The organism is Antarctobacter heliothermus (assembly GCF_002237555.1).
GTDB lineage: Bacteria > Pseudomonadota > Alphaproteobacteria > Rhodobacterales > Rhodobacteraceae > Antarctobacter > Antarctobacter heliothermus_B.
Genome location: NZ_CP022540.1, coordinates 4,407,616 through 4,434,271, shown reverse-complemented (window position 1 = coordinate 4,434,271; position 26,656 = coordinate 4,407,616). Strand labels below are relative to the sequence as shown.

Below are 26,656 nucleotides of genomic sequence, written 5' to 3'. Positions count from 1 at the left end.
GTGCGGCCTAGCAACCGGACATGAGCGATCTTCCTACCCCGCGCGGGCGGCTGACCCCGGACCGCCCGCTGAACGATCTGACATGGCTGCGCGTGGGCGGGCCTGCGGATTGGCTGTTTCAACCTGCTGATCTGGACGATCTGCGTGCGTTTCTGACGGAGTTGCCGCGCGAAGTGCCGGTGTTCCCGATGGGCGTCGGCTCTAACCTGATTGTGCGCGATGGCGGCATTCGGGCCTGCGTGATCCGGTTGGGGCGCGGCTTTAACGGTATCACGGTTGAAGGGTCTCGGGTGACGGCGGGGGCGGCGGCGCTGGATGCGCATGTGGCCAAGCGCAGCGCAGAGGCGGGCGTTGACCTGACATTTCTACGCACCATTCCGGGCAGTATTGGCGGTGCGGTGCGGATGAATGCGGGGTGTTATGGCACCTATGTGGCCGATCATCTGGTCGAGGTGCGCGTGGTGACGCGGGACGGCGATCTGGTGGTGATCCCGGCGGCGGAGCTGGCTTTGCAGTACCGTCAAAGCGATTTGCCCGAGGGCTGGGTGCTGGTCGAGGCGGTGTTTGAGGGGCTGCCGGGCGATCCCGATGCCTTGGCCGCGCGGATGGATGCGCAGTTGAAGAAGCGCGATGAGACGCAGCCGACCAAGGACCGCACTGCAGGCAGCACGTTCCGCAATCCGGCGGGGTTTTCCTCGACCGGGCAGGCGGACGATGTGCATGACCTGAAGGCGTGGAAGGTGATCGATGAGGCGGGAATGCGCGGGGCCACGCAGGGCGGCGCGCAGATGTCGCCCAAGCATTCGAATTTTCTGGTGAATACCGGGGGCGCCACGGCAGCGGACCTTGAAGGGCTGGGCGAATCGGTGCGAAAAAAGGTTTTCCAACACAGCGGAATAGAGCTACACTGGGAAATCATGCGGGTCGGTGAGCCGGACCGCAGCTAGGGCCACTGGCACAACAACAAAAGCAGGGTCCGGCAACCACAGGCAGGTTGTACAACATATTGCGGCAGTGACCGCGCAAGAACCAGCGACAGGGTGTTGAACCGCTGCGCGATCCATGGGGGTGTTTCCCCCTGAGACAGAACGGGGGCTTGGCCCTCTGTAAAAAAATGGGGGTGTACCCCCCTGAATAAGAATGGGGGCAAGGCCCCCGGGCAGTTGAGGCAGATTTGGGAATGTCGAGCAGGACAATCCCGAAAGTGGTGGTGTTAAAAGGTGGTCCCTCGTCAGAGCGCGAGGTCTCGCTTGTTTCCGGTCGGGAATGCGCCGCCGCTTTGAGGGGCGAAGGATACGAGGTGATTGAACTGGACGCGGGCCCCGATGTGGCCGAGCGGCTGGCAGTGCTCACCCCGGACGTGGTTTTCAACGCATTGCATGGGCGCTGGGGGGAAGACGGCTGTATTCAGGGTATCCTGGAGTGGCTGCGCATCCCCTATACGCATTCCGGGGTTCTGGCCTCGGCCCTTGCGATGGACAAGGAAAAGACCAAGGACGTGTACCGCGCCGCCGGGTTGCCGGTGGCCGAGAGCCTGCTGGCGCGGGCCGATGAGGTGCGCGCGCGCCATGTGATGACGCCGCCCTATGTGGTGAAACCCTACAATGAGGGATCGTCGGTCGGGGTCTATCTGGTGGATGAGGCGGCCAACGGGCCGCCAGCGCTGGATGCGGCGATGCCCGAGGTTGTCATGGTCGAGGCCTTTGTGCCGGGGCGTGAGTTGACCACAACCGTGATGGGGGACCGGGCGCTGGGCGTGACGGATATCGTCACCGAGGGCTGGTACGACTACGACGCGAAATACAAGACCGGTGGGTCGCGGCATGTCTGCCCCGCCGAGGTGCCGCAAGAGATCACCGACGCCTGTCTGGATTACGCCCTGCGCGCCCATAAGGCACTGGGGTGCCGGGGCGTGTCGCGCACCGATTTCCGCTGGGATGAGGCGCGCGGGCTGGCCGGGTTGATCCTGCTGGAGACGAACACGCAGCCGGGCATGACGCCGACGTCCTTGTCACCAGAGCACGGCGCGCTGGTTGGGATGAGCTTTGGCCAGTTCTGCGGCTGGATGGTCGAGGAGGCCTCATGCGACAGGTAGAGGCGCAGGCCGCCAATGACGATCCGCAAATGGCGCGGCTGGACCCGCGGGCGTCCAAGCTGAAGTACCGGCTGGAACGGCTCATGCTGACGCCGTTCTTTCGGTTTACCTTGCGGGTGTTGCTGCCGTTTGGGCTGTGTTTCGGGATCGGGGCGGCGTGGTTCGCGGTGGATGAGAACCGCGAGGCGTTTCACCTGATGCTGAGCGAAGTGCGTGACACGGTCGAGAACCGGCCAGAGTTTCAGGTCCGCATGATGGCGATCGACGGCGCGGCACCAGAGGTGGCGGCGGCGATCCGGGAAGACCTGTCGATCGACTTTCCCAAAAGCTCTTTCGATCTGGATCTTGAGCAGGTGCAGCGCACGGTGACGGCGCTGGATGCGGTCAAGACGGCGCAGGTGCGCGTTCGGCAGGGCGGGGTGTTGCAGGTGGATGTGATCCAGCGCCAGCCGGTTGTGCTGTGGCGGACCGCTGACGGGCTGCAATTGCTGGATGACGAAGGGGTCTTTGTCGGCCCCGCCGCTGCGCGGGCGGCCTATGCGGCGCTGCCGGTGGTGGCGGGCGACGCGGCGGAGCTGGCGGTGGACGAGGCGCTGCGGCTGTACGCGCTGACCGGGCCGGTGCGGGCGCGGCTGCGCGGGTTTGAACGGATCGGCGCGCGGCGCTGGGACGTGGTGCTGGACCGTGATCAGCGGATCATGCTGCCCGAGGCGGGCGCGGAACGGGCGCTGGAACAGGCCATCGGCATGGCGCTGACGCCGGGTCTGGACTTGTTGGCGCGGGATTTGACGGTGGTCGATCTGCGGTTGCCGCGCAGACCGACAATACGAATGACCGAGGACGCCACGCAAAAGATGTGGCGGATCAAGGCGATTGAGGCTGGTAGGGAAGTGGTGCGATGATCGAACTTTACGAGTCCCAAAGAGCGATGCGCAACATGCGTCGCGCGGCGATGCAGCGCGGCGTGGTGGCCATTCTGGACGTGGGGTCGTCCAAGGTGGCCTGTCTGGTGTTGCGTTTCGACGGAACAGACCCGTCGGATGATGGCATCGGGTCGCTGGCGGGGCAGTCTGGATTCCGGGTGATCGGGGCCGCGACAACGCGGTCGCGCGGGGTGCGTCACGGCGAAGTGCACGATATGGGCGCCACCGAACGGTCGATCCGCACGGCGGTGCAGGCGGCGCAGAAGATGGCCGGTATCCGGGTCGATCATGTCATCGCCGCCTTTTCAGGGGCCGAGCCGCGTTCTTACGGGTTGGCGGGTAAAGCAGAGGTAATGGGCACCACGGTAGATGAACAGGACGTGGCGCGGGTGCTGTCGGCCTGTGATGTGCCGGACTTTGGCTATGGTCGTGAGGTGCTGCACGCGCAGCCGGTGAACTTTGTGCTGGACCATCGCAGCGGATTGATCGATCCGCGCGGGCAGATCGGCAATGAGCTGGGCTGTGACATGCACATGCTGACGGTCGAAGGGCAGGCGATCCAGAACCTTGCCCATTGTATCAAGCGTTGCGATCTGGAACTGGCCGGATTGGCCTCTTCCGGGTATGTCAGCGGTGTCTCGGCGCTGGTCGAGGATGAGCAGGAACTGGGGGCTGCCTGTATCGATATGGGCGGCGGTGCCACGGGTCTGTCGATCTTTATCAAGAAACACATGATCTACGCCGACAGCGTGCGCATGGGCGGCGATCACGTTACCCGCGACATTTCCAAGGGGCTGAAGGTCTCGATGGCGACGGCGGAGCGGATCAAGACGTTTTACGGCGGGCTGGTTGCCACTGGCATCGACGACCGTGAGATGATCGAGATTGGCGGCGATACCGGCGATTGGGAACATGACCGCCGCACCGTCAGCCGCGCCGAGTTGATCGGCATCATGCGTCCGCGCGTCGAGGAGATCCTTGAAGAGGTGCGGATGCAATTGGATGCGGCGGGCTTTGACCATTTGCCAAGCCAGCAGATCGTGTTGACCGGCGGAGCGTCACAGATCCCCGGTCTGGATGGATTGGCAACCAAGATCCTTGGCCAGCAGGTGCGCCTTGGCCGCCCCTTGCGCGTCCACGGATTGCCGCAGGCGGCGACGGGGCCGGGCTTTGCCACGGCGGTGGGTCTGTGCCTGTTCGCAGCGCATCCGCAGGACGAATGGTGGGACTTTGAAATTCCGGTGGATCGGCTGCCGGCGCGGTCGCTGAAACGCGCAATGCAATGGTTCCGTGAGAACTGGTAACAGGGCTGGACACCGCTGGCCGTCAGGCCCGAAAAAATCCGTTTTGAGGATCACTTCCGGGGCTGACGGGCTGGCAAGCTTCTGTTAGGTTATACACAAATCCGTCCACAGAGGCGGGGCTACGGGATGTCGGGCAGACTCCCTCAAAATGTCAGTCGGTATAAAGCGCGCCACGAGTGTCTGTGGCGTGGTTTTAGTGGTCTGATAGGCCCAACCCCCAGTATGTTGCCGGGTTGGCGAAATACAGCCAAAATTTGCCGCGAAATTGCCACATCTGGTGGTTTTCACGCGTTTTTCGCGTGACGGACCGGGCGTCTATCGGTAGGATTCAAGTGAACGGGCCGCGCACAGGCCTGAAACCGGAATAAAAAACAGGCGGACGACAACATGGCACTGAATCTTTCGATGCCCGGACAGGACGAGCTGAGACCCCGGATCACGGTCTTTGGCGTGGGCGGCGCGGGCGGCAATGCCGTCAACAACATGATCGAGAAAAACCTTGAAGGCGTCGACTTTGTCGTCGCCAATACCGACGCTCAGGCGCTGGCCCAAAGCATGTCGCAAAGCCGCGTGCAGCTGGGCGTGAAAGTGACCGAGGGTCTGGGTGCCGGGGCGCGCGCCAGTGTGGGTGCTGCGGCGGCCGAGGAAAGCATCGAACAGATCGTTGACCATCTGGCCGGCGCACACATGTGTTTCATCACCGCAGGCATGGGCGGGGGCACCGGGACAGGGGCGGCCCCGATCATCGCGCAAGCGGCGCGTGAACTGGGTGTGCTGACCGTTGGCGTGGTGACAAAGCCCTTTCAGTTTGAGGGCGCCAAGCGGATGAAGCAGGCTGAGGCCGGTGTCGAAAGCCTGCAAAAGGTTGTCGATACGCTTATCATCATCCCGAACCAGAACCTTTTCCGCCTTGCGAACGAAAAGACCACCTTTACCGAGGCGTTCAGCCTTGCGGATGACGTGCTGTACCAGGGCGTCAAAGGGGTGACGGATCTGATGGTCCGTCCGGGTCTGATCAACCTCGACTTTGCCGACGTGCGCGCGGTGATGGACGAGATGGGCAAGGCCATGATGGGCACCGGCGAGGGCGAGGGCGAAGATCGCGCGGTTCAGGCCGCGGAGAAGGCTATTGCCAACCCGCTGCTGGACGAAATCAGCCTCAAGGGCGCACGCGGTGTGTTGATCAACATCACCGGCGGACACGACCTGACGCTGTTCGAACTGGACGAAGCGGCCAACCGCATCCGCGAGGAAGTGGACGCCGAGGCGAACATCATCGTCGGCAGCACGCTGGACGATGGTATGGCAGGTCGGATGCGTGTGTCGGTTGTCGCCACCGGTATTGATGCCCGCGAAAACACCGGCGATGTGCCGGTGCCGCGCCGTCCGCTGTCCAAGCCGCTGGGCACTTTGGCAAACACAACCCCGGCTCCTGCTCCGGCCCCCGCGCCGCAGCCCGCACCGGAACCGGTTGCCGCCCGCGCCGCCGAGGCAGAGCCGGAGCCGTCGCTGTTCGGTCAGATGGATGAGGTCGGTCAGGCCGATCCGGTCATCTCTCGTGACTATGACGAGGTGATCGAGGAAGAGCACGCCGACGACGGCCTGCCGCCGCCGGTGTACCGCGCCCATGTGGCAGAGTTCCGCCCCGCCCCCGACACGATCGAGGCGGACCCGCAGGACTTTGTCGCGCCGCGCGCCCCCGCTCCCGGCACGCCCAGCCCGGCCACGCTGGACCGGCTGAAGGCCGCCGCCGCGCGGACCCGCGAAGAGGCACAACAGGCCGCCGCTGCTCCGCAGCCCGCGCCCGCAGCCCCGGCAGAGGAACGCTCGCGCTTTAGCGTCAATTCTCTGATCGGTCGGATGACCGGCCACACCGAGCAACAAGCCGCTCCGGCACAGGCCCGCCGCGCGCAGCCTCCGGTGCAGGCGCATCGCCCGGCGCCGATCCATGACCAAGAGCCCGAAGCCGAAGATGACCGGATCGAAATTCCGGCCTTCCTGCGCCGTCAGGCCAACTGAACCTGAGTGAACTTAAGGCGGACGGGCCCGACCCGAGCGCCTGACCAAGTCGACCTCGTGAGAACGCCCTCTGCCCAAGCAGGGGGCGTTTTTCTGTTTCAGAGCGGGGAACAAAGGTGCTCACAAAGCGCAACATTTCTGCAAAAAACACCGGTTTTCGGCGGATTCATGGTGTCGTGATGCAGGGTGGGATTCGACGGAATAGGGATTATATTTCAATAAGTTGAGGTGATGTATTCAGGCGTGTGGCGGGGTTTCGCCGACTGTTCACGGGTGATGTTTCACACCGTTGCAATGTTTGATTTGAGGCAAGGGTGAGGCTTCGCTAGGTCCAATGTCAAAGCCGCGTCCAGGTTGGGGGGACGTGTGCAACTCAGGGGCAGCCTCGTGCAAACCACTCTTCGTTCGCCGATCACATTTACTGGTGTTGGACTTCATTCCGGCGCGCCTGCGCGCCTGACGATCCGTCCTGCCAGTGCCGACTATGGCATCTGGTTCAAACGCACCGACATCGCGCTTGGCGACACGATGGTTCCTGCGCGGTGGGATGCGGTTGATGCCTCACCGCTGTGTACCCGGATCGTGAACCGCGCGGGCACCTCTGTGTCGACCGTCGAACACGTCATGGCGGCCCTGTCGGGCTGCGGTGTCCACAACGCATTGATCGAGATCGACGGACCCGAGGCCCCAATCCTCGACGGGTCGTCGGTTCCGTTTGTGCGCGGCATCCTTACACGTGGCCTGCGTCAACTGGCGACGCCGATCCGTGCGATTGAAATTCTTGCCCCTGTCGAAGTGCGTACTGACATGGGGTGGGCCCGTCTGTCTCCGGCGGAGATGGGGCAGGGCCTGACCATGCAATTCCACATCGACTTTGCCGACGCGGCGATTGGCGAACAGACCAAGACGCTCAACCTTGCGAACGGCGCCTTTGTGCGCGAACTGTGCGACAGCCGCACCTTCTGCCGCGCCTCGGACGTCGAAGCGATGCATGCGGCGGGCAAGGCCCTGGGCGGCACCTATGAAAACGCGGTTGTGGTTGATGGCGACAAGGTCCTGTCACCCGGCGGACTGCGCCATTCGGACGAGGCGGTGCGGCACAAGATGCTGGACGCGCTTGGCGATCTTGCGCTGGCTGGCGCGCCGATCATTGGCCATTACGAAGGCCACAAGGCCGGTCACGCGATGACAAATGCCCTGTTGCGGGCGCTGTTTGACATGCCCGGTGCGTTCCGCGTGGTTTTGTGTGATCCGGCGCAGGCGGCACGCCTTCCGGGCGCAGGTGTCGAGCGGCACGAGATTCCGGCCGTGGCCTAAGCGCCCCGTGGGCGGCATGGCGCGCATTATTCGGTCCACAAGACATTTTGCACCGGAATTTTCTGTGCTAGACCGCTCCCAATGGCAACCGCTCAAGGCGGTGCCGCACGAAGTAGAGGACGATCGGGCATGACTGGGGGCGGATCGCGGAAACTTGGGGTCGTGGCGATGGCACTTGCGCTGTCGCTAGCGGGCTGTGGTGAATTGCAGCGCAAAGAAGTGGGCCCCGGTGGCGTGCCGCTGGAAAGCTTTACCGCCAAGCAGATCTTCGAACGCGGCGAATATGAACTGTCGCGCAAGGACGAAAAGGACGCTGCTTTTTACTTTGGTGAAGTAGAGCGGCTATATCCCTATTCGGAATGGGCCAAGCGTGCATTGATCATGCAGGCCTATGCTTACCACGAAGATGCCGACTATGAGAACGCGCGCTCTGCGGCGCAACGCTACATCGATTTCTATCCCGCCGAGGACGACGCCGCCTATGCGCAGTATCTGCTTGCGCTGTCCTACTATGATCAAATCGAATTGGTCGGCCGCGATCAGGGGCTGACCTTTCAGGCGTTGCAGGCACTGCGCACGGTGATCGAACGCTATCCTGACAGCGAATACGCGCGGTCCTCGATCCTGAAATTCGATCTGGCCTTTGATCATCTGGCAGCCAAGGAAATGGAAGTCGGGCGGTATTATCTGAAACGGTCGCATTACGGTGCCGCAATCAGCCGATTCCGTGTGGTGGTCGAGGACTTCCAGACCACGACCCACACGGCCGAGGCGCTGTATCGACTGATTGAGTCCTATCTCTCGCTTGGTCTTTTGGAGGAGGCGCAGACCGCCGGGGCCATCCTTGGCTACAACTATCAGTCGACAGACTGGTATGAGGATGGGTTCAAACTGTTGACCAAGCAGGGGCTGAAGCCCTCTGTGCTGGGCGACAACTGGCTGTCGGCGATCTATCGTCAGATGATCAAGGGCGAGTGGTTGTAAGGAGCGGCGGACCACAGGTCTGCCCGACGGCGAACCATGCTGCGCGCGCTTGAAATACGGGACATGTTGATCATTGAGCGGCTGGAACTGGAGTTCCAGCCGGGTCTGAACGTGTTGACGGGTGAAACCGGCGCGGGCAAGTCGATCCTGCTGGATTCGCTGGGTTTTGTGCTGGGCTGGCGCGGGCGTGCCGAGCTGGTGCGCTCTGGTGCCGAGCAGGGTGAGGTGATCGCCGAATTCGAGTTGCCTGAAGGTCACGCGGCGTGGTCGGTGCTGGAAGAGGCAGGGTTGCCTGCGTCGGATGAACTGATCCTGCGCCGGGTGAACACCAAGGACGGGCGCAAGACCGGCTGGGTCAATGACCGCCGGGTGTCCGGTGAGGTGCTGCGGCGTCTGTCGGAAACCCTGGTCGAGTTGCACGGACAGCATGACGATCGCGGGTTGCTGGATCCCAAGGGGCACCGCGCGATCCTTGATCTGTACGCGGACGCAGGACCGGCTCAGGCCGAGGTGCGTCGCGCATGGCGCGCGATGGGCGCGGCGCGCAAGGCACTGGATGCGGCGCAGGCGGCGTTGGAGGCGGTGCGTGCAGAAGAGGAATTTTTGCGTCACGCTGTGGATGAGTTGGACAAGCTGGGTCCGGTTGAGGGCGAAGAGGCAGAGCTGGACGCCCGCCGTCGCACCATGCAAGCAGCGGAAAAGATCCGTGACGACATCGGGCAGGCCTCTAGTGCGCTGGGATATGATGGCGCAGAGGGCGCGATGGCCAATGCGCTGCGCTGGCTGGACGGGGCTGCGGAAAAGGCCGAGGGGCGGCTGGATGCGCCTATTGGCGCGCTGACGCGGGCCATGGCGGAACTGGACGAGGCGGCGCGGGGCGTGGCCGATTGCCTTGAGGCGCTGGAGTTCAACCCGGCGGATCTGGACGACACCGAGGAACGCCTTTTTGCGATCCGTGGGTTGGCGCGCAAACATCAGGTGATGCCGGATGAACTGGCGGGATTGGCGGCGGATCTGTCAGAACGGCTGGCGGCGCTGGACGCGGGCGAGGCGCGGATCGGTGGGCTGCGCGCGGACCTAAAGGCAGCCGAGGCGGGCTATGACGCGGCGGCCGAGGCGCTCAGTGCGCTACGGCGCGAGGCGGCGGGGCGGTTGGACGTGGCGGTGGCGGGCGAACTGGCCCCGCTCAAGATGGAGCGGGCGGTGTTTCACACTGCCGTGTCCGAGGGCCCGGCAGGCCCGGAGGGGCGCGATATGGTGGCCTTTACCGTGGCGACCAACCCCGGTGCCCCAGCGGGTGCGCTGAACAAGATCGCCTCTGGCGGCGAGCTGTCGCGGTTTCTGCTGGCGCTGAAGGTTTGCCTGACAGAGGCGCAGGGGCGCGGGGCGACGATGATCTTTGATGAGATCGACCGCGGCGTTGGCGGGGCAACGGCGGATGCGGTGGGCCGCAGGCTCAAGGCACTGTCCGAGGGCGGGCAGGTGCTGGTGGTGACGCATTCGCCGCAGGTGGCGGCGCTTGGCGGGCATCACTGGCGGGTGTCCAAACGGGTCGAGGGCGAGATGACGCTGTCCGAAGTGTTGCCGCTGGCGGTTGGCGACCGCGAGGATGAGATCGCGCGGATGCTGTCCGGCGATGTGGTCACCTCTGAGGCCCGCGCGGCGGCGCGGGCGCTGCTCAAGGCCTGAGGCGCGGGCCGGGGGCATCTTAGAGTGTCTTGACCGCCCGGTAGGCGGATGGACATCCAACCACTTCCGACAAGGGCGATCAGTTGCTGGGCACCAGTTTGCCGGGATTCATCAGGTTCTGCGGGTCCAGCGCGGTTTTCACGCTGCCCATGACCTGCCATGCGTCGCCGTGTTCGGATTGCATGAAGGGCAGTTTGCCGTAGCCCACGCCATGTTCGCCGGTGCAGGTGCCGCCCAGCTGAATGGCGCGGGTGGCCATGCGGGCGGCCAGATCCTTGGCCTTGTCCAGTTCGGCGGGCTGGTCGGGGTCGACCAACAGGATCGCGTGGAAATTGCCGTCGCCCACATGACCAAGGATCGGGCCGGGCAGGCCGCTGGCAGCAATGTCGGCCTGTGTCGCCTCGACCGCCTGTGCCAGACGCGAGATTGGCACGCAGATGTCGGTCACAACCGCGCGGGCACCGGGGCGCGAGGCAAGGATGGCGTAATAGCCGTTGTGGCGCATCGCCCAGAGCGCGCGCCGTTCCTCTTCGCGGGCGGACCAGCGAAAGGCGCTGCCGTCGTGGTCTGCGACAATCTCGGCAAAGCGTTCGGCGTCCTGTTCGGTGCTTTGCGGGCTGCCGTGAAACTCGACCATCAGGTGCGGTGCCTCTGCCATGTCGGTGCCGGCATAGGCGTTAAAGGCGCGGGCGGTTTGCGCACAGGCAAATTCGATCCGGGCAAGGGGAATGCCCATCTGGATCGTCTCCATCACGCATGCAGTGGCCGCGTTCATGTCGGGAAAGGCGCAGATCCCGGCGCTGACCGCCTCTGGCTGACCGTGCAGGCGCAGGGTCAGTTCCGTCACCAGACCCAGCGTCCCCTCAGAGCCGACCATGAGCGCGGTCAGGTCATAGCCTGCGGCGCTTTTTCGGGCGCGGGTGCCGGTGCGGATCACTCGACCGTCTGCCAGCACCACCTCCAGCCCCATGACATTGTCGCGCATCGATCCATAGCGCACAGTTGTGGTGCCAGAGGCGCGAGTCATTGCCATGCCGCCAAGTGAGGCATTGGCCCCCGGATCGACCGGAAAGAACAGGCCAGTGGCGCGCAGTTCCTCATTCAGGGCCTCACGGGTGACGCCGGGTTGTACGGTCACGTCCATATCGGCAGGACGGATTTCCAGCACCCGGTTCATGTGGCGGAAATCCACCGTGACGCCGCCACGCAGCGCCTGACCGTGGCCCTCAAGAGAAGTGCCTGCCCCCCAGCCGATCATCGGAACATCGGCCTTGGCGCAGATTTTGACGATGTCGCGGACCTCTTCTGTGGTGCGGGGATAGACCACGGCCTGAGGGGGCGTGGAGGGAAAATAGGATTCCGATGCGCCATGCGCGTCGAGATCGCTCTTGGACAGGCTGACGCGTTCGCCTAGGAGGGTCTTAAGATCATCGATCGCCTGCGCGATGGGCATTGGGGGGAACTCCGGCATTTTGCTCGGGCTACCTTAACCAGCGCGCGCGTCGCGCGAAAGACACGGGATTTGGGGAGGCGGGATTGTCCAGCCTGCTGCGAGAGCAACTGCACAGCATCAAGGCAGCCTGCCAGCAAGGCTGGAATATGTTACGGCACCAAGGGCCGGGACAGATCCAGTTCTGGTTCATCGCTTTAGGTGTCGGGATCGCCTCTGGCCTCGCGGCGATTGCCTTTCGCGGCGCGGTCGAGTGGCTGCAGACGCTGGTCTACGGCACGCCGGACGTCAACACGCTGCATTCCTTTGCCGAGCATCTGCCATGGATCTGGGTTCTGGTGATCCCGGTGCTGGGCGGGATCGCTGTGGGGCTCATCCTGCATGTGGCCACGCCGGACGGGCGGGTGCGGGCGGTGGCCGATGTGATCGAAGGCGCGGCGCTGAACGATGGCCGGGTCGAGAAAAAAGCGGGCATCGCCTCGGCGTTGTGTTCATGGATCACCCTGTCGACCGGCGGATCGACAGGACGTGAGGGGCCGGTGGTGCATATCGCCGCCATGGCGTCGAGCTGGGTCGCCAATACCCTGAAGGTGGACGGGATCACCGGGCGCGATCTGCTGGGCTGCGCGGTTGCAGCGGCGGTCTCGGCCAGCTTTAACGCGCCGATTGCCGGGGCGTTGTTCGCGCTGGAGGTGATCCTGCGACACTTTGCCCTGCACGCCTTTGCGCCGATTGTGGTGGCCAGCGCGGCGGGGACGGTGATCAACCGGTTGGTGTATGGCGATGTCACCGAATTTGTCCTGCCGGGGACGACGACGGTAGAGTTCTATTTAGAATTGCCCGCGTTTTTCATTCTCGGGCTGGTCTGCGGGCTGGTGGCGGTGATCATGATGAACGCGATCTTTTTCGCCGACGACATGGAAACGCGGCTGCAAAAGCGGTTGGGCCTGCCTTATTGGCTGCGTCCGGCGGTGGCGGGCCTGCTGCTGGGCGGGCTGGCGATCCTGTATCCCCATATCATCGGGGTCGGATATGAGACGACGTCCCTCGCGCTGACAGGCGGGCTGTTGATGCACGAGGCGCTGGTGTTCGCGGTGATCAAGGTGGCGGCGGTGTCGATCACCATGGCCGGGCGCATGGGCGGCGGGATTTTCTCGCCCTCGCTGATGGTGGGGGCGCTGACCGGGCTGACCTTTGGCCATATCGCGACGGGACTGTTCCCAGAGGTGTCGTCGGCCTTTACGCTGTACGCGCTGGCGGGCATGGGCGCAGTGGCGGCGGCGGTGCTGGGCGCGCCGATCTCGACCACGCTGATCGTGTTTGAACTGACCGGGGACTGGCAGACCGGATTGGCTGTGATGGTGTCGGTGTCGATGTCGACCGCGCTGGCCAGCCGGGTGGTGAACAGATCCTTCTTCCTGACCCAGCTCAAGCGGCGCAACGTGCATCTGGCAGCCGGGCCGCAGGCCTATCTGCTGGCGATGTTCCGGGTGCAGGGCGTGATGCGCAAACCGACCGACGACAATGCCGCGGATGAGGACGCCTGCCTGCGGATGATAGAGCAGGAACTGTATGTGCAGGCCACCGCAACGCTGGAGACGGCTCTGCCGCGTTTCGACAAGTCGGGCGTTGCGTTCCTGCCGGTGGTGACGTTGGTTGAGGACAAACCGGTGCTGCAAGGCGCCTTGTTCCACGTCGATGCGCTAAAGGCCTATAACCGGGCGCTGGCGGCGACCGCGAAGGAAGAGCACAGGTAGATCTGACGGAATGTGAAAAGGCGGGCCACGCATGGCCCGCCCTGTGTTTGGGTTAATCGTCGGTATCAGCACTGGCACCGTGGCGCGGTCACTTGATCCTTGAGATGTTCCTGGCAAGGCAGGCTTGGCGGTCGACGCCCAACACCCCTTTGCATGCGGCCACGGCATCCTCAAAGCTGTCGAAAGTCTTGCCGCCTTTCTTGTTATTGGTCTTGCCATTGCCTTTGACCTTGCGGTCCGACAGAAAGTGGCTGTTGGCCCATCCGGTCTTGCCGTCAAAGGTGAGCTTGTACCAACCGTCCTGTTTGTAGAGTACGCGGACCTTGGCACCATGGGCCATCTTGTCGATGACTTTATAGCCCTTCCCCGGTCCGTTGCGCAGGTTCAGGCGGCCATTGCGGGGGGAGTCGATCCAGTAGACCTGCCCGTTGTCATGGTCACGGTCGCGGTGGACCGCCGGCTTGCGATCTGACAGGTATCTGCTGCTGGCCCATCCGGTCCGGCCGTCGAAAACCAGCTTGTACCAACCGTCCTGTTTATAGATCACGCGGGCTTTGGCACCGTGCGGCATCTTTTCGATGACATGATAGGCCTGTCCCGGTCCGTTGCGCAGGTTCAGATACCCGTCGCGAGGGGCATCGATCCAATAGTCCTGACCCGCGCTGTGACCGGGGTTGCGGTCATGTTGGGCCGCCGGCTTACGCTCTGACAGGTAGCGGCTGCTGGCCCATCCGGTCTTGCCGCCAAAGGTCAGCTTGTACCAACCGTCCTGTTTGTAGATTACGCGGGCCTTGGCGCCATGGGGCATCTTTTCGATGACATGATAGGCCTGTCCCGGTCCATTGCGCAGGTTGAGGTGACCGTCACGGGGGGCATCGATCCAGTAATCCTGCCCGCGGCTATGCCCGGGGTCACGGTCATGGCCCTTGGCCGGATTGCGGTCGGTCAGAAAACCGCTGTGGGTCCAGCCGATCAGGCCAGAGACATGCCGCACCTTGACCCATTTCCCGGGCGCTTCGAGCAGTTTGACCTGACTGCCGTGCGGCATCTTGCCAAGTATCTGGTATTGGACGGATGGCCCGGTGCGCAGGTTGAGATACCCGTCCCTGGGGGCATCCACCCAAAAACTGGTAGCCGCTGCCGCGCTGGCGAAGAAAATGGCCGAGAGGAGTGTCAGCAATCTAAGCATGGTGTCGTCCCTTGTTGCATAGGCGATGTCCCAGACGTGGCCCATAGCGCCCGGTTGGGCAATGTCAGGGGCGTGATAGGGGATAGCATCATTATATATCAATCGGTTGCCCGGAGTCGGAAAATCGGTGCGCGCGGCGCGCAAACCGTGCGATCGGCGGCGGATGGCCGGTTCGGGCGGTGATTTCGGCTTTGCCCGCGCGCAGGGGCTGCGGTATGGCGCGAGCGTGTTGCTATAAACGGGGGGTAACACCGCGTGACCCGCAAACAGGTTCTTCTTGTCGTCGGCGCTGCGCATAGCGGCACGACGATCCTTGACGCGGCGCTGGGTGTCTCTCCCCATGTCGTGGGCGTCGGTGAGGCCGTGCGCCTGACATCCGGGGTAAACACCGACCACCTGAAGGGCAGGGGGGCCGAGCGTATCTGCACCTGCGGTCGGCCCGCCAATCAATGTCCGCTCTGGGCCAAGGTCCTGCCAGAGCTGAACCCGGACATTACCGTCAAATCGCATTTTCCGCTTGTGGATGACGCGGCGCGCGGGCTGTCGCCTGCGGTGCGCTATGTTCTCGACAGTTCGCCGAACGCACTGGATCACGTTGACGCACTGGGGGACTACGATGTGCGGGTGTTGCAAGTCACCCGCGACGTGCGGTCCTGGGTGGCGTCGCGGCGGCGGCGAAAGGGCGACAATCTGATTTCGGCTTATGTGACATGGCTGCGCAACGTCAAACGGATCGACACAGACTTGGCACAACGTGATCTTCCCCGATTTCAGTTGGGGTATGAGGAATTGGCTCTGCGCCCGCGCGAAGTGTTGACCTTGATCTGCAATTGGCTGGATGTGCCGTTCGAAGAGGCCATGCTGACGCCCTTTGGCAAAACCCGCAGCCATATCATCACGGGCAATGGCAGTATCCGCAAACCCAATCTGGCGGCAACGATCCGTTATGATGGCAGCTGGATGGCGGCAAACGAATACCCCATCGTGTCGGGCCTGCTGACCGGCGTCTGCGGACGTATCAATCAGCGGCTGGTCTATTCCAACGGGTTGCTGAAACGGCGCGGTTGAAACGCAAACCCCGCGCGCCGGGGGCGCACGGGGTCTGGGTCATCTTAACGGCAAGGCCTGCGGTCAGACGCGTTCGACCGCCACGCCGTCCTGCACTGAAAACGCGATGTGGTCCTTGATCTGGGACACATCCGCCTTTGGATCCTCATAAGACCACGCGGCGTTCACATAAGTCGTGGATTTCGACATGATCGAGAAATAGTTGGCCGCGCCCTTGTGTGGGCAGGCGGTGGTGTGGTCGGTGCGATCCAGAAAGGCCATGGCGATGTCGCCACGCGGAAAGTAGACGACCATCGGATAACCGTCTTCCTGCAATTCCAGCGCATTGCTGGATTCGCCGAGAACGGCCCCCCCTGCGCGCACAACCCAGGTGCCGGTGGCCGGCGTGATGGTGATATTGCTCATGTCATGTCCCCCAGAATTTGCCCGCACAAAAGACGCGGGCCGTGTAACGTTGGTATGTCAGATGACAGAACAGGCCCCAGACAGCCACTGACCTGTTGCCGCATCCAGATGCGGGGCCAATGTTTCATAGACCTGTTTGTGATAACTGTTCAGCCAGTTCCGTTCGGCCTCGGTCAGCAGAGTAACGTCGATCAGCCGGGTGTCTATGGGCACCCAGGTCAAAGTTTCAAATTCCAGCATCTGAGGAACGGTCTGCCCATCCAGTTTTGGCGCGGATTGCACGGCGATCAGGTTCTCGATCCGGATGCCGAAAGCGCCCTCGCGGTAAAAGCCGGGCTCATTGGACAGGATCATGCCCGCCTCCAGCGGCACGGTGCCAGTCCGGGCGATGCGTTGGGGGCCTTCGTGGACGGACAGATAAGAGCCAACGCCATGGCCGGTGCCGTGGCCATAGTCCAGTCCAGCCTCCCACAGCGCGGCGCGGGCAAAGGGATCAATGTCGCGCCCCGCCAGCCCCTTTGGAAAGCGCAGGCGAGAGACGGCGATCATGCCCTTGAGAACACGGGTAAAGGCCTGTGTTTCATCACGACCCGGTGTGCCGATGGCAATGGTGCGGGTGATGTCGGTGGTGCCATCCACATACTGACCACCCGAATCCACCAACAGCAACTCACCTTCGCCCACGGGGCGATCGGTGTTGTCGGTGACGCGGTAATGTACGATTGCACCGTTGGCACCGCTGCCAGAGATCGTCTCAAATGAGATGTCGCGCAGGGCATTGGTCGCGCGGCGTTCTTCCTCAAGGCGTTTGACGACGCCGATTTCTGTCAATGTGCCGGGGGCTTGTGCGTCCAACCACGCCAGAAACCGCACCATCGCCAATGCGTCACGGTGATGGGCGGCGCGGGTGCCGTCCAGTTCGGCAGCGTTCTTGATCGCCTTCGGCAACAGGCAGGGATCGGGGCCGTCCTTCGGGTCGCCAAGGGCATCGGCCACGGCCACAGGGCAACTGGCCGGGTCGATCTGCACCGGGCCGGTCAGGGCGGCAAGATCCGTGAGAAAGTCCTCGGGCGCGCGTGTCGTGACCTGCGGGCCAAGGTGATCGCCCAGATCCGCCAACTTGGCCGCGTCCAAATACAGTGTCACGGTGGCATCGGCGTGCAGCACGGCGAAACCGTGCGGAACAGGTGTTCGGGCGATGTCGCTTCCGCGGATATTGAGCAGCCATGCGATGCTGTCGGGCAGGGTGATCACCGCCGCCTGAGCGGAGAGATCCTTGGCCAGCCGGGTGATTTTGTCCGCGTGGGGTTCCCCGGCCAGATCCAGCGGTTGCGCAAAGACGCGCCCCTGCGGCGGGGCGGGCTGATCCGGCCAGATCGCGTCGACCAAGTTGTCGGTGGGGGGCAGGGTCAGGCCGGGCAGTTTGTCCGCCAGCGCGCGGTGCAGATCCACGCTGAGCAGCCACGGATCAAAGCCCAGCTTGCCCGTGTCCAGCACGGTGCCGATCCAGTCGGCGAGCGAGGTTTCCGGCCAGTCGACCTTTTCGAAAACATCGGCCACCTGTGCCTTGACCTGCACGCGGTAGCGTCCGTCCACAAAAACTGCCGCTCGTTCCCGGAGGGCCACGCACCAGCCCGCCGACCCGGTGAACCCGGTGAGCCATGACAAACGCTCATCCCGTGGGGCGACATCTTCGCCCTGATGCGCGTCGGCGCGGGGGATCAGGAACCCGTCTAGGCCCGCCTCGGCCAATTTTTCGCGCAAGGCGGTCAGGCGGGGCGGACCCTGATCGGGTGAGGCGGTCTCAACAAAGGTCTGAAACATGCGGTGTCTCCTTTGCGGCGCAGACTAGCGTCAGGCGCGCGGGTGGCAAGGGCAGGCGATTTGCCGCGCGCCATACTGTGCCCGACCCCATATGTTGCATGTCGAAATTGACCGCAGGAGCCGCTTCGTGAACGATCATCCAGAAGCCCACCGTATCTTTCAGGATCTGCTGGACCGCTCTGGCGGCGCCATGTTGTCGAGGGATATGACGGCCCTGTTGCGCTGGTTCGCCATCCCGAACACCGTCGAGAGCTTTGAGGGGCGTCGAACCCTGAACACAGAGGCCGAGACGCGGGCGCTGTTTGAGACGATCATGGCGCGGCAACACGAGCAATGCATCACGCATATGATCCGCCGAGTCACCCATGCCGAATTTCGCGACCCGGACACGATCTGGGCCACGCATGAAACGCGCTATGTGTACCACAATAAGGTGCTGTCAGATTCGCCCCATGAAGGGTTCTCGATCCTGCACCGCTACCCCGATTGCTGGAAGGTGCACCACGCACAATTCACCGTCGACGGGCGCAATCCGCTCAACTCTGCGGTCAAGCAACCTTATGCGCTGGACCGCGGTGACAATGATGACACTCAGGCCCGTACAAGTGGGTGACAGCGTCCAGAGCGGCGTCGCGATGTACGCGACCGGAACAGATGTGGCGCTGTGTTGCGCTGTGTCAGTCCGGCCGATTGTCAGCCAGCGCGCTTGATCCCCATGAACCGGGCGCGGGCGCGCGGATCGCTGTCGAACAGCGCGGCCAGTTGTTCGGTCATGGCGCCGGCCAGTTGTTCGACGTCCGTGATGGTCACGGCGCGGTCATAGTAGCGCGTGACATCGTGGCCGATGCCGATGGCCAGCAGTTCGACCTGCCGCTTGCGTTCAACCATGGCGATCACGTCGCGCAGGTGCTTTTCCAGATAGTTGGCCGGGTTCACCGACAGTGTGGAATCGTCCACCGGCGCGCCATCGGAAATCACCATCAGGATTTTGCGCGCTTCGGGGCGGCCTGCCATCCGGCGGTGCGCCCATTCCAGCGCCTCACCGTCGATGTTTTCCTTCAGCAGGCCTTCTTTCATCATCAGGCCCAGATTGTCGCGCGTGCGCCGCCACGGCGCGTCTGCATGTTTGTAGATGATGTGGCGCAGGTCGTTGAGGCGGCCGGGCTGTTGTTCGCGCCCCGCGTTCAGCCACGCCTCACGCGCCAGCCCGCCTTTCCACGCGCGGGTGGTAAAGCCGAGGATCTCGACCTTGACAGAACAGCGTTCCAGCGTGCGCGCCAGAACGTCGGCACAGATCGCCGCAATGCTGATCGGGCGGCCGCGCATGGACCCCGAGTTGTCCAACAGCAGTGTCACCACCGTATCGCGGAATTCCGTGTCTTTCTCGACCTTGAACGACAGCGGGGTGGTCGGGTTGGCCACCACACGGGCAAGGCGACCGGCGTCCAGAATGCCTTCTTCGCGGTCGAACTCCCAACTGCGGTTCTGCTGCGCCTGAAGTCGGCGTTGGAGTTTGTTGGCCAGTCGCGACACCGCGCCCTTGAGCGGTTCCAGCTGCTGATCGAGGTAGGCACGCAGGCGCTCCAGCTCGACCGGTTCGGCCAGATCCTCGGCGGCGATCTCTTCGTCGTGGTCGGTCGAATAGACGGTGTAATCCGGATCGGCCTCAGAAAAGGGCTGCGGGGCGGGCGGCTCCAGCGGGGCCTCGCCCTCTGGCATCTCGGTCTCTTCGCCCAGTTCCTGATCGGCCATCTCATCCATCGAGACCTGCGCCTGCGACGGATCCTGAGTGTCTTCCTGCGATTGTTCGGGAGAGGCCTCTGCCTCTTCGCCGTCATCGTCGTCGTCGCCGGTGGAATCGGGTTCCTGATCGTCCTGATCGTCGTCAACGCCGTCTTCATCGGAGTCGTCGTCAAAGCTGTCGGGATCGTCGCCCAATTGGTCGCCATAGCCCAGATCGGTGATCATCTGGCGGGCGAATTTCGCAAAGGCGGTTTGATCGGCGAGTGTCTCGTCCAACCGGTCAAGCGTGCCACTCGCCTGATTTTCCATGAACCCGCGCCACAGGTTCATGACGTTGGTGGCGTCGGGCGGCAGATCGCGCCCGGTCGCCAGATGCCGGATCAGATAGTTGGCGGCCACTGACAGCGGCGCATCGGCCGCCTCACGGAGCTGACCATAGCCGCGCCGGGTTGCTTCGGCGGCGATCTTGGCGTCGATGTTTCCAGCGGTGCCGGGCATGTCGCGCGCACCCATCGCCTCACACCGGGCGGTTTCCATCGATTCGTACAATTCGCGCGCCATGTCGCCTTGCGGCATGTAGCGCGAATGGGTGCTGTTGTCGTGATAACGGTGATACAGCGCCAGAGCATCCGCGGTGCCACGCGCCAGCATGACCTCATCGCGCGACATTCGCCGCGAAACCTGTGGCAGGCGCATGGATTCACCTGACACGCCGGACGGGTCGACCGAATAGCTGACCGACAATTCAGGGTCGTCGGCCATCACTTTGGTCGCCTCGGCGAGGGCCTTCTTGAACGGATCGGCGGGGTTGTCGCTGGGCTTGTTCATGGGGCTTTTATCCGCCCTTTGAGGTGCGCCCGCAAGGGGGCGCAGGCGTGGTCGTGGAGCGCTTTTGGGGAAGGCTGCCGAATTTGCCCATTTTGTTTTGAGTGAAGAGATTTTCGCGATGTTGCACAAGATCCGGACCTGTCTGCTGGTGAGGCCGGGTCGGGTGCTTTTGGACTTGGTGTCCGGCAAAGCGTCTGATTGGCCGTTTCCGAGAAGACGTGAACAGGTTCTGTCTAGGCTGTACCTGGGCCGGGGCGAGCAGATCAGCCCATGATCAACGCAGCGCAGGGGCGTTGTGCCCGGCGGGCCGCCGCTCCGGCGCGGCGTTTTCGGTCCGGGTCCGTGTGGAAGGTGGCTATTTGCAGCAGATGGGCCTGCGCAAACTTGGCGCGGATGCGCATATCAAGCAGTTCGGGGCCGGGGATGCCAGACCGGGGCGCAACCGTGTCCAACAGCATCTCGAACAGGGCGCGACGGTCTTGCGCCGCATCCGCGCCATCCCCGATGAGCCAGCTATGCTCCATCTCGGCGGATGCGCGGCCAAGGCAGGTGGCAAAAACCTGCGCGCGTTCGCGCATGTCATCGGGCATTGCGACACAAGGTGGCGCCATGGAGCCGATCACGCAGAAGGTCAGAAGAAATGTTTTCAAACCGCTCATGATTTGGACTTTAGTGCCAAAATATGGATGATCTGTTGTGCGGTATGAAAACTTTTTAGGGATGTAACGCCCGGGTTACAGGTTTCTGCGGCGGACCGCGCCTTTGGCTATCTAAGTGCCAGACGCAAAACGGGCGCGTGCCTGACTGGCAACGCGCCCATTTGTTTGTTGTCTCAATGCGGCCGCAAGCGGGCCTTTCCGTCAGCCGAGGCTGAGCGATGCCGCGCTTTCGGGCAGTTCCTCATCAAAACAGCGCTGGTAGAACTCGGCCACGGTCTGGCGTTCCAATTCATCGCATTTGTTCAGGAAGGACACGCGGAAGGCGTAGCCGACATCGCGGAAGATCTCAGCGTTCTGCGCCCAGGCGATCACGGTCCGGGGCGACATGACGGTCGACAGTTCACCATTCATAAAGGCGCGGCGGCTGAAATCGGCCACGGTCACCATCTGGCGGATCGTCTTGCGGCCCTTTTCGTTGTTGTAGTGTGGGGCCTTGGACAGAATGATCTGGGTTTCCGCATCGATCGACAGGTAGTTCAGCGTTGCCACCAGCGACCAGCGATCCATCTGACCTTGGTTGATCTGCTGGGTGCCGTGATACAGGCCCGTCGTGTCGCCAAGACCAACGGTGTTCGCCGTGGCAAAGATGCGGAAGTATTTGTGCGGGGTGATGACCTCGTTCTGGTCCAGCAGCGTCAGCTTGCCATCGGTTTCCAGAACGCGCTGGATCACGAACATCACGTCGGCGCGGCCTGCGTCGTATTCGTCAAAGACAATCGCGGTCGGGTTGCGCAACGCCCAAGGCAGGATGCCCTCCTGGAATTGCGTGACCTGCTTGCCGTCCACCAGTTTGATCGCGTCCTTGCCGATCAGGTCGATCCGGCTGATGTGACTGTCGAGGTTCACGCGCACGGCGGGCCAGTTCAAACGCGCTGCAACCTGTTCGATGTGCGTCGATTTGCCTGTGCCGTGATAGCCTTGGATCATCACACGGCGGTTGCGGTTGAAGCCTGCAAGGATCGCCAAGGTCGTATCGGGATCGAACTTGTAGGTGGAATCAAGGTCCGGCACCCGTGCGGTGCGATCCGGAAAGCCATGGACAATCATGTCGCTGTCGATGCCAAACACCTCGCGGACAGAGATTTCCTCGGTCGGTTTCGCGTTGATATCGATCATCCCGTCGGCCATGGTGCCCGCGTCCTTCTGTCAAATCTCTAATGCCTCGCGTTAGGTGCAACATATCTTGGCGAGGGGCAAGAGGAAGTGGTGAGGCCATCGGTATGACCGCGCAGGAAGAGATCGAAGCTTTGCTGGCCCGCGTGTCCCGCGGCGACCGGACCGCGTTCCGCAAGTTGTACGCGGCGACATCCTCGAAACTCTACGGCATCGCCTTGCGCATCTTGCGCGATGAGGCGCTGGCGCAGGAGGTCATGGAAGAGGTGTTTACCGGCGTGTGGGAACGCGCCGCGCAGTATCGTGGCGCGTTGGCCTCGCCGTTGACATGGTTGGTGACGATCACCCGCGACGCCTCTATCGCGCGGCTTGGGGCAGAACGCGCGGCGGGCCGGATGACCGGTCCGGTGGAAATCACCGAGCGGCTGTATGCGCCCCGTCCTGAGGTCAAAGAGCTAGAGGGTCTGCGCGCAGAGGCACAGGCGCTGGAGACCTGTCTGCGCGAATTGCCGCGCGCCCGCGCCGACATGCTGCGACAGGCCTATCTGTACGGGGCAACCTATGCCGATCTGGCGCGCAGCGCGGGGGCGTCGCAGGACAGTCTGCGAGCGACATTGCGCGACGATTTGCTGGCGCTGCGCGACTGCCTGAGCCGATGAAGACGACGTTGGACAGGGATGTGCCGGGCGGCTGGGAAGCCGGGGCAGCGGAATATTCGCTGGGTCTGATGCCCAAAGATGAGATCGCCGGCTTCGAGGCACATCTGGTGGCAGAGCCGGACCTGCAACAGGATGTCGCGGCATGGGCGGAATATTTCGCCTGCTTCACCGATCTGATCCCCGAAGAGACACCACCGCCCCAGGTGCTGCGCCGGATCGAGGGCAAGGTGTTCGGTGCGGTCGAGAAGGCCCCGGTGTGGCAGCAGGTGTTGCCCTATCTGATTGGCGCGGTGGTCGGCGTGGCCCTGGCGTGGATTGTCTTTGCCTCCGGGCTGCTGGAACCCGACCGCCCGGTCCTGAGCGGTACATTGATCGGAGCCGATGGCGCGTTGACGCTGGAAGCGCGGTTTGATGCCTCGACCGGAGTGCTGACCGTGGTGCGAACGTCCGACGGCGTTGCGGACGGTCGCGTGTTGGAACTGTGGCATTTGCGGGACGACGGTGAGCCGGTGTCGCTTGCGCTGTTGCGCGGTCAGGAAACGCTGGTTGCGCTGTCTCCGGACCTTGCGCGCGATTTCAGCGGTGCGGTGCTGCTGGTCAGCGAAGAGCCTGCGGGCGGTGCCCCACAGGGGCAACCGTCGTCCGGGCTGCGCGCCGAGGGCCGTCTGACCACCCCCTGACTCGTCCGTGTTGCCGATTTACGACGCGCTTTGGCGTCACCGGCGGTGGGCGCTTGAAGCACAGGATCGCGCGGCTTAGCCGTTGGAGGGAACCCCAGTTGTTATTTTGGAAGTCACCATGGTCCGCATTCGCCTGTCCACACTTGTCGCCGCTGCAATGGTCTGTGCTGCCGGGGCGGCCCCCGCGCAGCAGACAGTTGTCGAGATCCCGGTCACTGCCGCATTCACCCAGAACACGCTGAATTGGGACGCCAGTATGGGTGGGGTGGATTTGGCGTGGGCAGTGTTGGACATCGGCGGTGTCGCGCATGTCTGTGGTGCCACCAGCGCCACCAGCAGCTTTGCCCACCGCAACACTCGCACTGCCTTTCGCAAGGCATGGATCAAGGTGAACGACCGCAAGGTCCTGACCGATCTCAGCTACTTTAACCGCACGCCGCGCAAGACCGATCTGACAACGGCCAAAGCCCGGTGCAAACCACTGGCTGGCGTGTCTGGACAGGGCGGGCGATTCTTGCTGGGCTTTGATCCGGTCTGGGTTCGGGACTGACCCCGCTTTTCGCGGTATTTTGATCTCGCGCCTCGGACAGGTGCCGCCTATAAGGGCGCGGTCCGTTGCCCCAAATCCATAGGAGAGATCCATGACCGGAGAGCTGTCCCCGATCGACAAGGCGAAATTCGCCGCTGCCAAACACGCGGCAAGCCTTGTGGAGACCGGCATGCGTGTGGGGCTGGGCACCGGCTCGACTGCGGCGTGGCTGGTTCGGTGCCTGGGGGAGTTGGTGCGCGAAGAGGGGCTGCGCTTTCGTGGCGTGCCGACCTCGACCCGCACCGCCGAACTGGCGCGGGATGTGGGGATCGAGGTGATCTCTCTGGATGAGGCGCGCTGGCTGGACATCACCATTGATGGCGCGGATGAATTCGACGGCGATCTCAACCTGATCAAGGGCGGCGGCGGCGCACTGCTGCAGGAAAAGATCGTGGCGACGGCGAGCGATCAGATGGTGGTCATCGCCGACGCGGCCAAGGAGGTCGAGCGGCTGGGGAGTTTTCCGCTGCCGGTCGAGGTGATCCCTTTTGGCCTGCAGACCTCGCAGGCGTTGATCGAAGAGACATTGGTGTCAATGGATGTGATGGGCCGTCAGACGACGCTGCGGATGAATGGCGACAAGCCGTTCTATACCGATGAGGGCAATCATATTCTGGACCTGCATCTGGGGCGGATCGGCAATGCGCGGCAGCTGGCCATGGTGCTCAATCAGATTCCCGGCGTGGTCGAGAATGGGTTGTTCGTCGATATCTGCGACAAGGTGATCATTGGCTATGGTGACGGACGGGTTGAGACCCGCGATATCAATGAAGGCACCGTCAGTGAGGCGCAGCTGGAATTTGCCGAGGATGACAACATCTTTCGCGACCTCTGAGCGGGGCTGTCCACGCGTGGACAGCGTTGCGCCTGTGTAAAAACAAGGGCTTACAGAGGCGTTTTAACGAACTGTTAGGCTTTGCCTTTGTTTTCGCGACGGCGTGTGCCGGGCTTAAGCCCGGCCTACGGCAAGGTTTGGAGGGGCGCGCGGATCATTTGTCGCGCGGTGTCCAGTCGGCGGGTGGGGCGTCGCGGCGGGCCAGCCGCAGGGCCAGTCCCAAGGCCACGCCGACGGCAATTGCCACAGTCAGATCCGCCAACACCGTCAACACCAGCGTCAGACCCAACAGCACCACATCCGACCGACGACCGGCCATGTAGCCGCGCCATTTGTGCGGCTCTGACATGTTCCATGCGGTCAGGATCAGCAATCCGGCCAGCGCGGGCATCGCAAGTTTGCCAGCCAGAGGCGCGGCCACCAGCATCACCACAAGGATCGTCGTCGCATGGACCAACCCGGCCACGGGCGTGCGGCCACCAGCACGGACGTTTGTGGCCGTGCGGGCAATGGCCCCCGTCACTGGCAGGCCGCCAAACAAGGATGAACCGATATTGGCAGCCCCCTGTGCCAGCATCTCGGCATTGGGGCGGTGCTTTCCTTCGATCATGCGGTCAGCAACCATCGCCGACAGTAGCGATTCCACCCCCGCCAGAAAGGCGATCACCACCGCCGAGGGCAGCAGTTCCTGCATCCGGGCCAGCGACAGTTCGGGCAGGGCGGGCGTGGGCAGGGTGGCGGGCAGCGCGCCAAATCGGGATTGGATCGTGTCGACGGGCAGCGCCAGCAGGGCCACAACGGCGGACCCCAACCCCACGGCCACCACCAGCCCCGGAAACCGGGGTGCGGCGCGGCGCAGCAAAACAATCAGGACCATCGTTCCCAACCCGGTGGCCAGTGCGGCCCCGTTGAATGTGTCGCGCGCGGCCCAGAGCGCCTCGATCTTGGGCAGGAAATCGGCCGGAACCTCTGCCATCGTCAGGCCCAGCAGATCCTTGAGCTGGCTGGCGGCGATGATCACGGCAATGCCGATGGTAAAGCCGTTGATGACCGGCTCTGGCACAAGTTCGATGAGCTTGCCCGCCTTGAGCACGCCTGCGATCAGCAGCAAGACCCCCGCCATCAAGGTGGCGATCACCAGCCCGTCATAGCCGTGGGCGATGATGGTGCCATAGACCACAACGATAAACGCGCCGGTTGGCCCGCCGATCTGCACCCGGCTGCCGCCCAGCAGCGACACCAGAAAACCGCCGATGATGGCAGTCACCAATCCCGCCCCGGGATCGGCCCCCGAGGCGATGGCAATGGCGAGGCTGAGGGGCAGGGCAACCATGGCGACGGTCACGCCGGCCAGCGTGTCACGGGATAGGTCTGCGCGGCTGTAGCCGGGCAGAACCGTCATCAATTTGGGTTTCATGAGTTCAGGTTTTTTGAAATGTCTGAGCTCAACCTAACGTCTGGTTTTA

Annotated in this window: 23 protein-coding genes; 15 read left to right on the top strand and 8 right to left on the bottom strand. The window is 63.3% G+C overall.

Annotated features, from left to right (window positions below; translation table 11 throughout):
- The first annotated feature begins 20 nt into the window (after positions 1-20).
- From murB to recN, 8 genes are all read left to right on the top strand, one after another.
- Positions 21-947 carry a UDP-N-acetylmuramate dehydrogenase gene (murB, locus tag ANTHELSMS3_RS20975; protein ID WP_094036571.1) on the top strand — a complete coding sequence of 309 codons (927 nt, stop codon included), beginning with the start codon at positions 21-23 and terminating at the stop codon, positions 945-947.
- A gap of 227 nt (positions 948-1,174) precedes the next feature.
- Positions 1,175-2,095 (top strand): D-alanine--D-alanine ligase, encoded by a 921-nt coding sequence (locus tag ANTHELSMS3_RS20970; protein ID WP_094036570.1) that lies wholly within the window; start codon positions 1,175-1,177, stop codon positions 2,093-2,095.
- Positions 2,083-2,997 (top strand): cell division protein FtsQ/DivIB, encoded by a 915-nt coding sequence (locus ANTHELSMS3_RS20965; RefSeq protein ID WP_094036569.1) that lies wholly within the window; start codon positions 2,083-2,085, stop codon positions 2,995-2,997. The genes ANTHELSMS3_RS20970 and ANTHELSMS3_RS20965 overlap by 13 nt, the downstream gene beginning before the upstream one ends.
- Positions 2,994-4,322: a cell division protein FtsA gene (ftsA, locus tag ANTHELSMS3_RS20960; RefSeq protein ID WP_094036568.1), complete on the top strand. Its 1,329-nt coding sequence runs from the start codon at positions 2,994-2,996 to the stop codon at positions 4,320-4,322. Before ANTHELSMS3_RS20965 ends, ftsA begins: the two co-directional genes overlap by 4 nt.
- 387 nt (positions 4,323-4,709) lie before the next feature.
- The gene (ftsZ, locus tag ANTHELSMS3_RS20955) at positions 4,710-6,341 is read left to right on the top strand and encodes a cell division protein FtsZ (protein ID WP_094036567.1); all 1,632 of its coding nucleotides are present in this window, start codon (positions 4,710-4,712) and stop codon (positions 6,339-6,341) included.
- Between the two features lie 387 nt (positions 6,342-6,728).
- Positions 6,729-7,658, top strand: a complete 930-nt coding sequence (gene lpxC / locus ANTHELSMS3_RS20950) for a UDP-3-O-acyl-N-acetylglucosamine deacetylase (RefSeq protein ID WP_094036566.1) — start codon at positions 6,729-6,731, stop codon at positions 7,656-7,658.
- Between the two features lie 129 nt (positions 7,659-7,787).
- Positions 7,788-8,642, top strand: coding sequence for an outer membrane protein assembly factor BamD (locus ANTHELSMS3_RS20945; protein WP_094036565.1), 855 nt, complete (start codon positions 7,788-7,790; stop codon positions 8,640-8,642).
- Positions 8,643-8,678: 36 nt separating this feature from the next.
- Positions 8,679-10,331, top strand: a complete 1,653-nt coding sequence (gene recN, locus ANTHELSMS3_RS20940) for a DNA repair protein RecN (protein ID WP_094036564.1) — start codon at positions 8,679-8,681, stop codon at positions 10,329-10,331.
- A gap of 79 nt (positions 10,332-10,410) precedes the next feature.
- Here the strand turns inward: recN and ANTHELSMS3_RS20935 are convergent, their stop codons facing one another.
- Positions 10,411-11,784: an FAD-binding oxidoreductase gene (locus ANTHELSMS3_RS20935; RefSeq protein ID WP_094036563.1), complete on the bottom strand. Its 1,374-nt coding sequence runs from the start codon at positions 11,782-11,784 to the stop codon at positions 10,411-10,413.
- Between the two features lie 146 nt (positions 11,785-11,930).
- On the opposite strand from ANTHELSMS3_RS20935, the gene ANTHELSMS3_RS20930 reads away from it, so the two are divergent.
- Positions 11,931-13,538, top strand: a complete 1,608-nt coding sequence (locus ANTHELSMS3_RS20930) for a chloride channel protein (RefSeq protein WP_094037278.1) — start codon at positions 11,931-11,933, stop codon at positions 13,536-13,538.
- An 88-nt stretch (positions 13,539-13,626) separates the two neighbouring features.
- On the opposite strand, the gene ANTHELSMS3_RS20925 is transcribed toward ANTHELSMS3_RS20930, so the two are convergent.
- A complete protein-coding gene (locus ANTHELSMS3_RS20925) occupies positions 13,627-14,829 on the bottom strand; it encodes an SH3 domain-containing protein (protein ID WP_198319851.1) in 1,203 nt (400 codons plus the stop codon).
- Positions 14,830-14,982: 153 nt separating this feature from the next.
- Between ANTHELSMS3_RS20925 and ANTHELSMS3_RS20920 the strand changes: the two genes are divergently transcribed.
- Complete coding sequence (locus tag ANTHELSMS3_RS20920; RefSeq protein WP_094036561.1) at positions 14,983-15,795, top strand: sulfotransferase; 813 nt, start codon at positions 14,983-14,985, stop codon at positions 15,793-15,795.
- Positions 15,796-15,858: 63 nt separating this feature from the next.
- Here the strand turns inward: ANTHELSMS3_RS20920 and ANTHELSMS3_RS20915 are convergent, their stop codons facing one another.
- Positions 15,859-16,200: a DUF427 domain-containing protein gene (locus ANTHELSMS3_RS20915; RefSeq protein WP_094036560.1), complete on the bottom strand. Its 342-nt coding sequence runs from the start codon at positions 16,198-16,200 to the stop codon at positions 15,859-15,861.
- A gap of 57 nt (positions 16,201-16,257) precedes the next feature.
- Positions 16,258-18,024 (bottom strand): aminopeptidase P family protein, encoded by a 1,767-nt coding sequence (locus ANTHELSMS3_RS20910; RefSeq protein WP_094036559.1) that lies wholly within the window; start codon positions 18,022-18,024, stop codon positions 16,258-16,260.
- 127 nt (positions 18,025-18,151) lie between these two features.
- Between ANTHELSMS3_RS20910 and ANTHELSMS3_RS20905 the strand changes: the two genes are divergently transcribed.
- Complete coding sequence (locus ANTHELSMS3_RS20905; RefSeq protein WP_157733599.1) at positions 18,152-18,637, top strand: hypothetical protein; 486 nt, start codon at positions 18,152-18,154, stop codon at positions 18,635-18,637.
- An 80-nt stretch (positions 18,638-18,717) separates the two neighbouring features.
- On the opposite strand, the gene cobT is transcribed toward ANTHELSMS3_RS20905, so the two are convergent.
- From cobT to cobS, 3 genes are all read right to left on the bottom strand, one after another.
- The gene (cobT, locus tag ANTHELSMS3_RS20900; protein ID WP_094036557.1) at positions 18,718-20,595 is read right to left on the bottom strand and encodes a cobaltochelatase subunit CobT; all 1,878 of its coding nucleotides are present in this window, start codon (positions 20,593-20,595) and stop codon (positions 18,718-18,720) included.
- 263 nt (positions 20,596-20,858) lie between these two features.
- The gene (locus tag ANTHELSMS3_RS20895) at positions 20,859-21,254 is read right to left on the bottom strand and encodes a hypothetical protein (protein ID WP_094036556.1); all 396 of its coding nucleotides are present in this window, start codon (positions 21,252-21,254) and stop codon (positions 20,859-20,861) included.
- Between the two features lie 201 nt (positions 21,255-21,455).
- Positions 21,456-22,442, bottom strand: coding sequence for a cobaltochelatase subunit CobS (cobS, locus tag ANTHELSMS3_RS20890; protein WP_089278288.1), 987 nt, complete (start codon positions 22,440-22,442; stop codon positions 21,456-21,458).
- A 92-nt stretch (positions 22,443-22,534) separates the two neighbouring features.
- On the opposite strand from cobS, the gene ANTHELSMS3_RS20885 reads away from it, so the two are divergent.
- The 4 genes from ANTHELSMS3_RS20885 (at position 22,535) to rpiA (ending at position 25,190) form a co-directional block, all read left to right on the top strand.
- Positions 22,535-23,086 carry a sigma-70 family RNA polymerase sigma factor gene (locus tag ANTHELSMS3_RS20885; protein ID WP_094036555.1) on the top strand — a complete coding sequence of 184 codons (552 nt, stop codon included), beginning with the start codon at positions 22,535-22,537 and terminating at the stop codon, positions 23,084-23,086.
- Positions 23,083-23,766, top strand: coding sequence for an anti-sigma factor (locus tag ANTHELSMS3_RS20880; protein WP_094036554.1), 684 nt, complete (start codon positions 23,083-23,085; stop codon positions 23,764-23,766). Before ANTHELSMS3_RS20885 ends, ANTHELSMS3_RS20880 begins: the two co-directional genes overlap by 4 nt.
- 118 nt (positions 23,767-23,884) lie before the next feature.
- The gene (locus tag ANTHELSMS3_RS20875; RefSeq protein ID WP_094036553.1) at positions 23,885-24,316 is read left to right on the top strand and encodes a hypothetical protein; all 432 of its coding nucleotides are present in this window, start codon (positions 23,885-23,887) and stop codon (positions 24,314-24,316) included.
- A gap of 91 nt (positions 24,317-24,407) precedes the next feature.
- Positions 24,408-25,190, top strand: coding sequence for a ribose-5-phosphate isomerase RpiA (rpiA, locus tag ANTHELSMS3_RS20870; RefSeq protein ID WP_094036552.1), 783 nt, complete (start codon positions 24,408-24,410; stop codon positions 25,188-25,190).
- 154 nt (positions 25,191-25,344) lie between these two features.
- Here the strand turns inward: rpiA and ANTHELSMS3_RS20865 are convergent, their stop codons facing one another.
- Positions 25,345-26,607, bottom strand: coding sequence for a SulP family inorganic anion transporter (locus ANTHELSMS3_RS20865; RefSeq protein WP_094036551.1), 1,263 nt, complete (start codon positions 26,605-26,607; stop codon positions 25,345-25,347).
- Positions 26,608-26,656 lie beyond the last annotated feature (49 nt).

Coding starts and splice junctions, on each gene's coding strand:
- ANTHELSMS3_RS20875 (WP_094036553.1), top strand. CDS start 23,885: ATGGTCCGCATTCGCCTGTCCACACTTGTCGCCGCTGCAATGGTCTGT.
- ftsZ (WP_094036567.1), top strand. CDS start 4,710: ATGGCACTGAATCTTTCGATGCCCGGACAGGACGAGCTGAGACCCCGG.
- recN (WP_094036564.1), top strand. CDS start 8,679: ATGCTGCGCGCGCTTGAAATACGGGACATGTTGATCATTGAGCGGCTG.
- cobT (WP_094036557.1), bottom strand. CDS start 20,595: ATGAACAAGCCCAGCGACAACCCCGCCGATCCGTTCAAGAAGGCCCTC.
- ANTHELSMS3_RS20945 (WP_094036565.1), top strand. CDS start 7,788: ATGACTGGGGGCGGATCGCGGAAACTTGGGGTCGTGGCGATGGCACTT.
- ANTHELSMS3_RS20885 (WP_094036555.1), top strand. CDS start 22,535: ATGACCGCGCAGGAAGAGATCGAAGCTTTGCTGGCCCGCGTGTCCCGC.
- murB (WP_094036571.1), top strand. CDS start 21: ATGAGCGATCTTCCTACCCCGCGCGGGCGGCTGACCCCGGACCGCCCG.
- ftsA (WP_094036568.1), top strand. CDS start 2,994: ATGATCGAACTTTACGAGTCCCAAAGAGCGATGCGCAACATGCGTCGC.
- ANTHELSMS3_RS20930 (WP_094037278.1), top strand. CDS start 11,931: ATGTTACGGCACCAAGGGCCGGGACAGATCCAGTTCTGGTTCATCGCT.
- ANTHELSMS3_RS20880 (WP_094036554.1), top strand. CDS start 23,083: ATGAAGACGACGTTGGACAGGGATGTGCCGGGCGGCTGGGAAGCCGGG.
- rpiA (WP_094036552.1), top strand. CDS start 24,408: ATGACCGGAGAGCTGTCCCCGATCGACAAGGCGAAATTCGCCGCTGCC.
- ANTHELSMS3_RS20865 (WP_094036551.1), bottom strand. CDS start 26,607: ATGAAACCCAAATTGATGACGGTTCTGCCCGGCTACAGCCGCGCAGAC.
- ANTHELSMS3_RS20895 (WP_094036556.1), bottom strand. CDS start 21,254: ATGAGCGGTTTGAAAACATTTCTTCTGACCTTCTGCGTGATCGGCTCC.
- ANTHELSMS3_RS20935 (WP_094036563.1), bottom strand. CDS start 11,784: ATGCCCATCGCGCAGGCGATCGATGATCTTAAGACCCTCCTAGGCGAA.
- cobS (WP_089278288.1), bottom strand. CDS start 22,442: ATGGCCGACGGGATGATCGATATCAACGCGAAACCGACCGAGGAAATC.
- ANTHELSMS3_RS20915 (WP_094036560.1), bottom strand. CDS start 16,200: ATGAGCAATATCACCATCACGCCGGCCACCGGCACCTGGGTTGTGCGC.
- ANTHELSMS3_RS20965 (WP_094036569.1), top strand. CDS start 2,083: ATGCGACAGGTAGAGGCGCAGGCCGCCAATGACGATCCGCAAATGGCG.
- ANTHELSMS3_RS20910 (WP_094036559.1), bottom strand. CDS start 18,024: ATGTTTCAGACCTTTGTTGAGACCGCCTCACCCGATCAGGGTCCGCCC.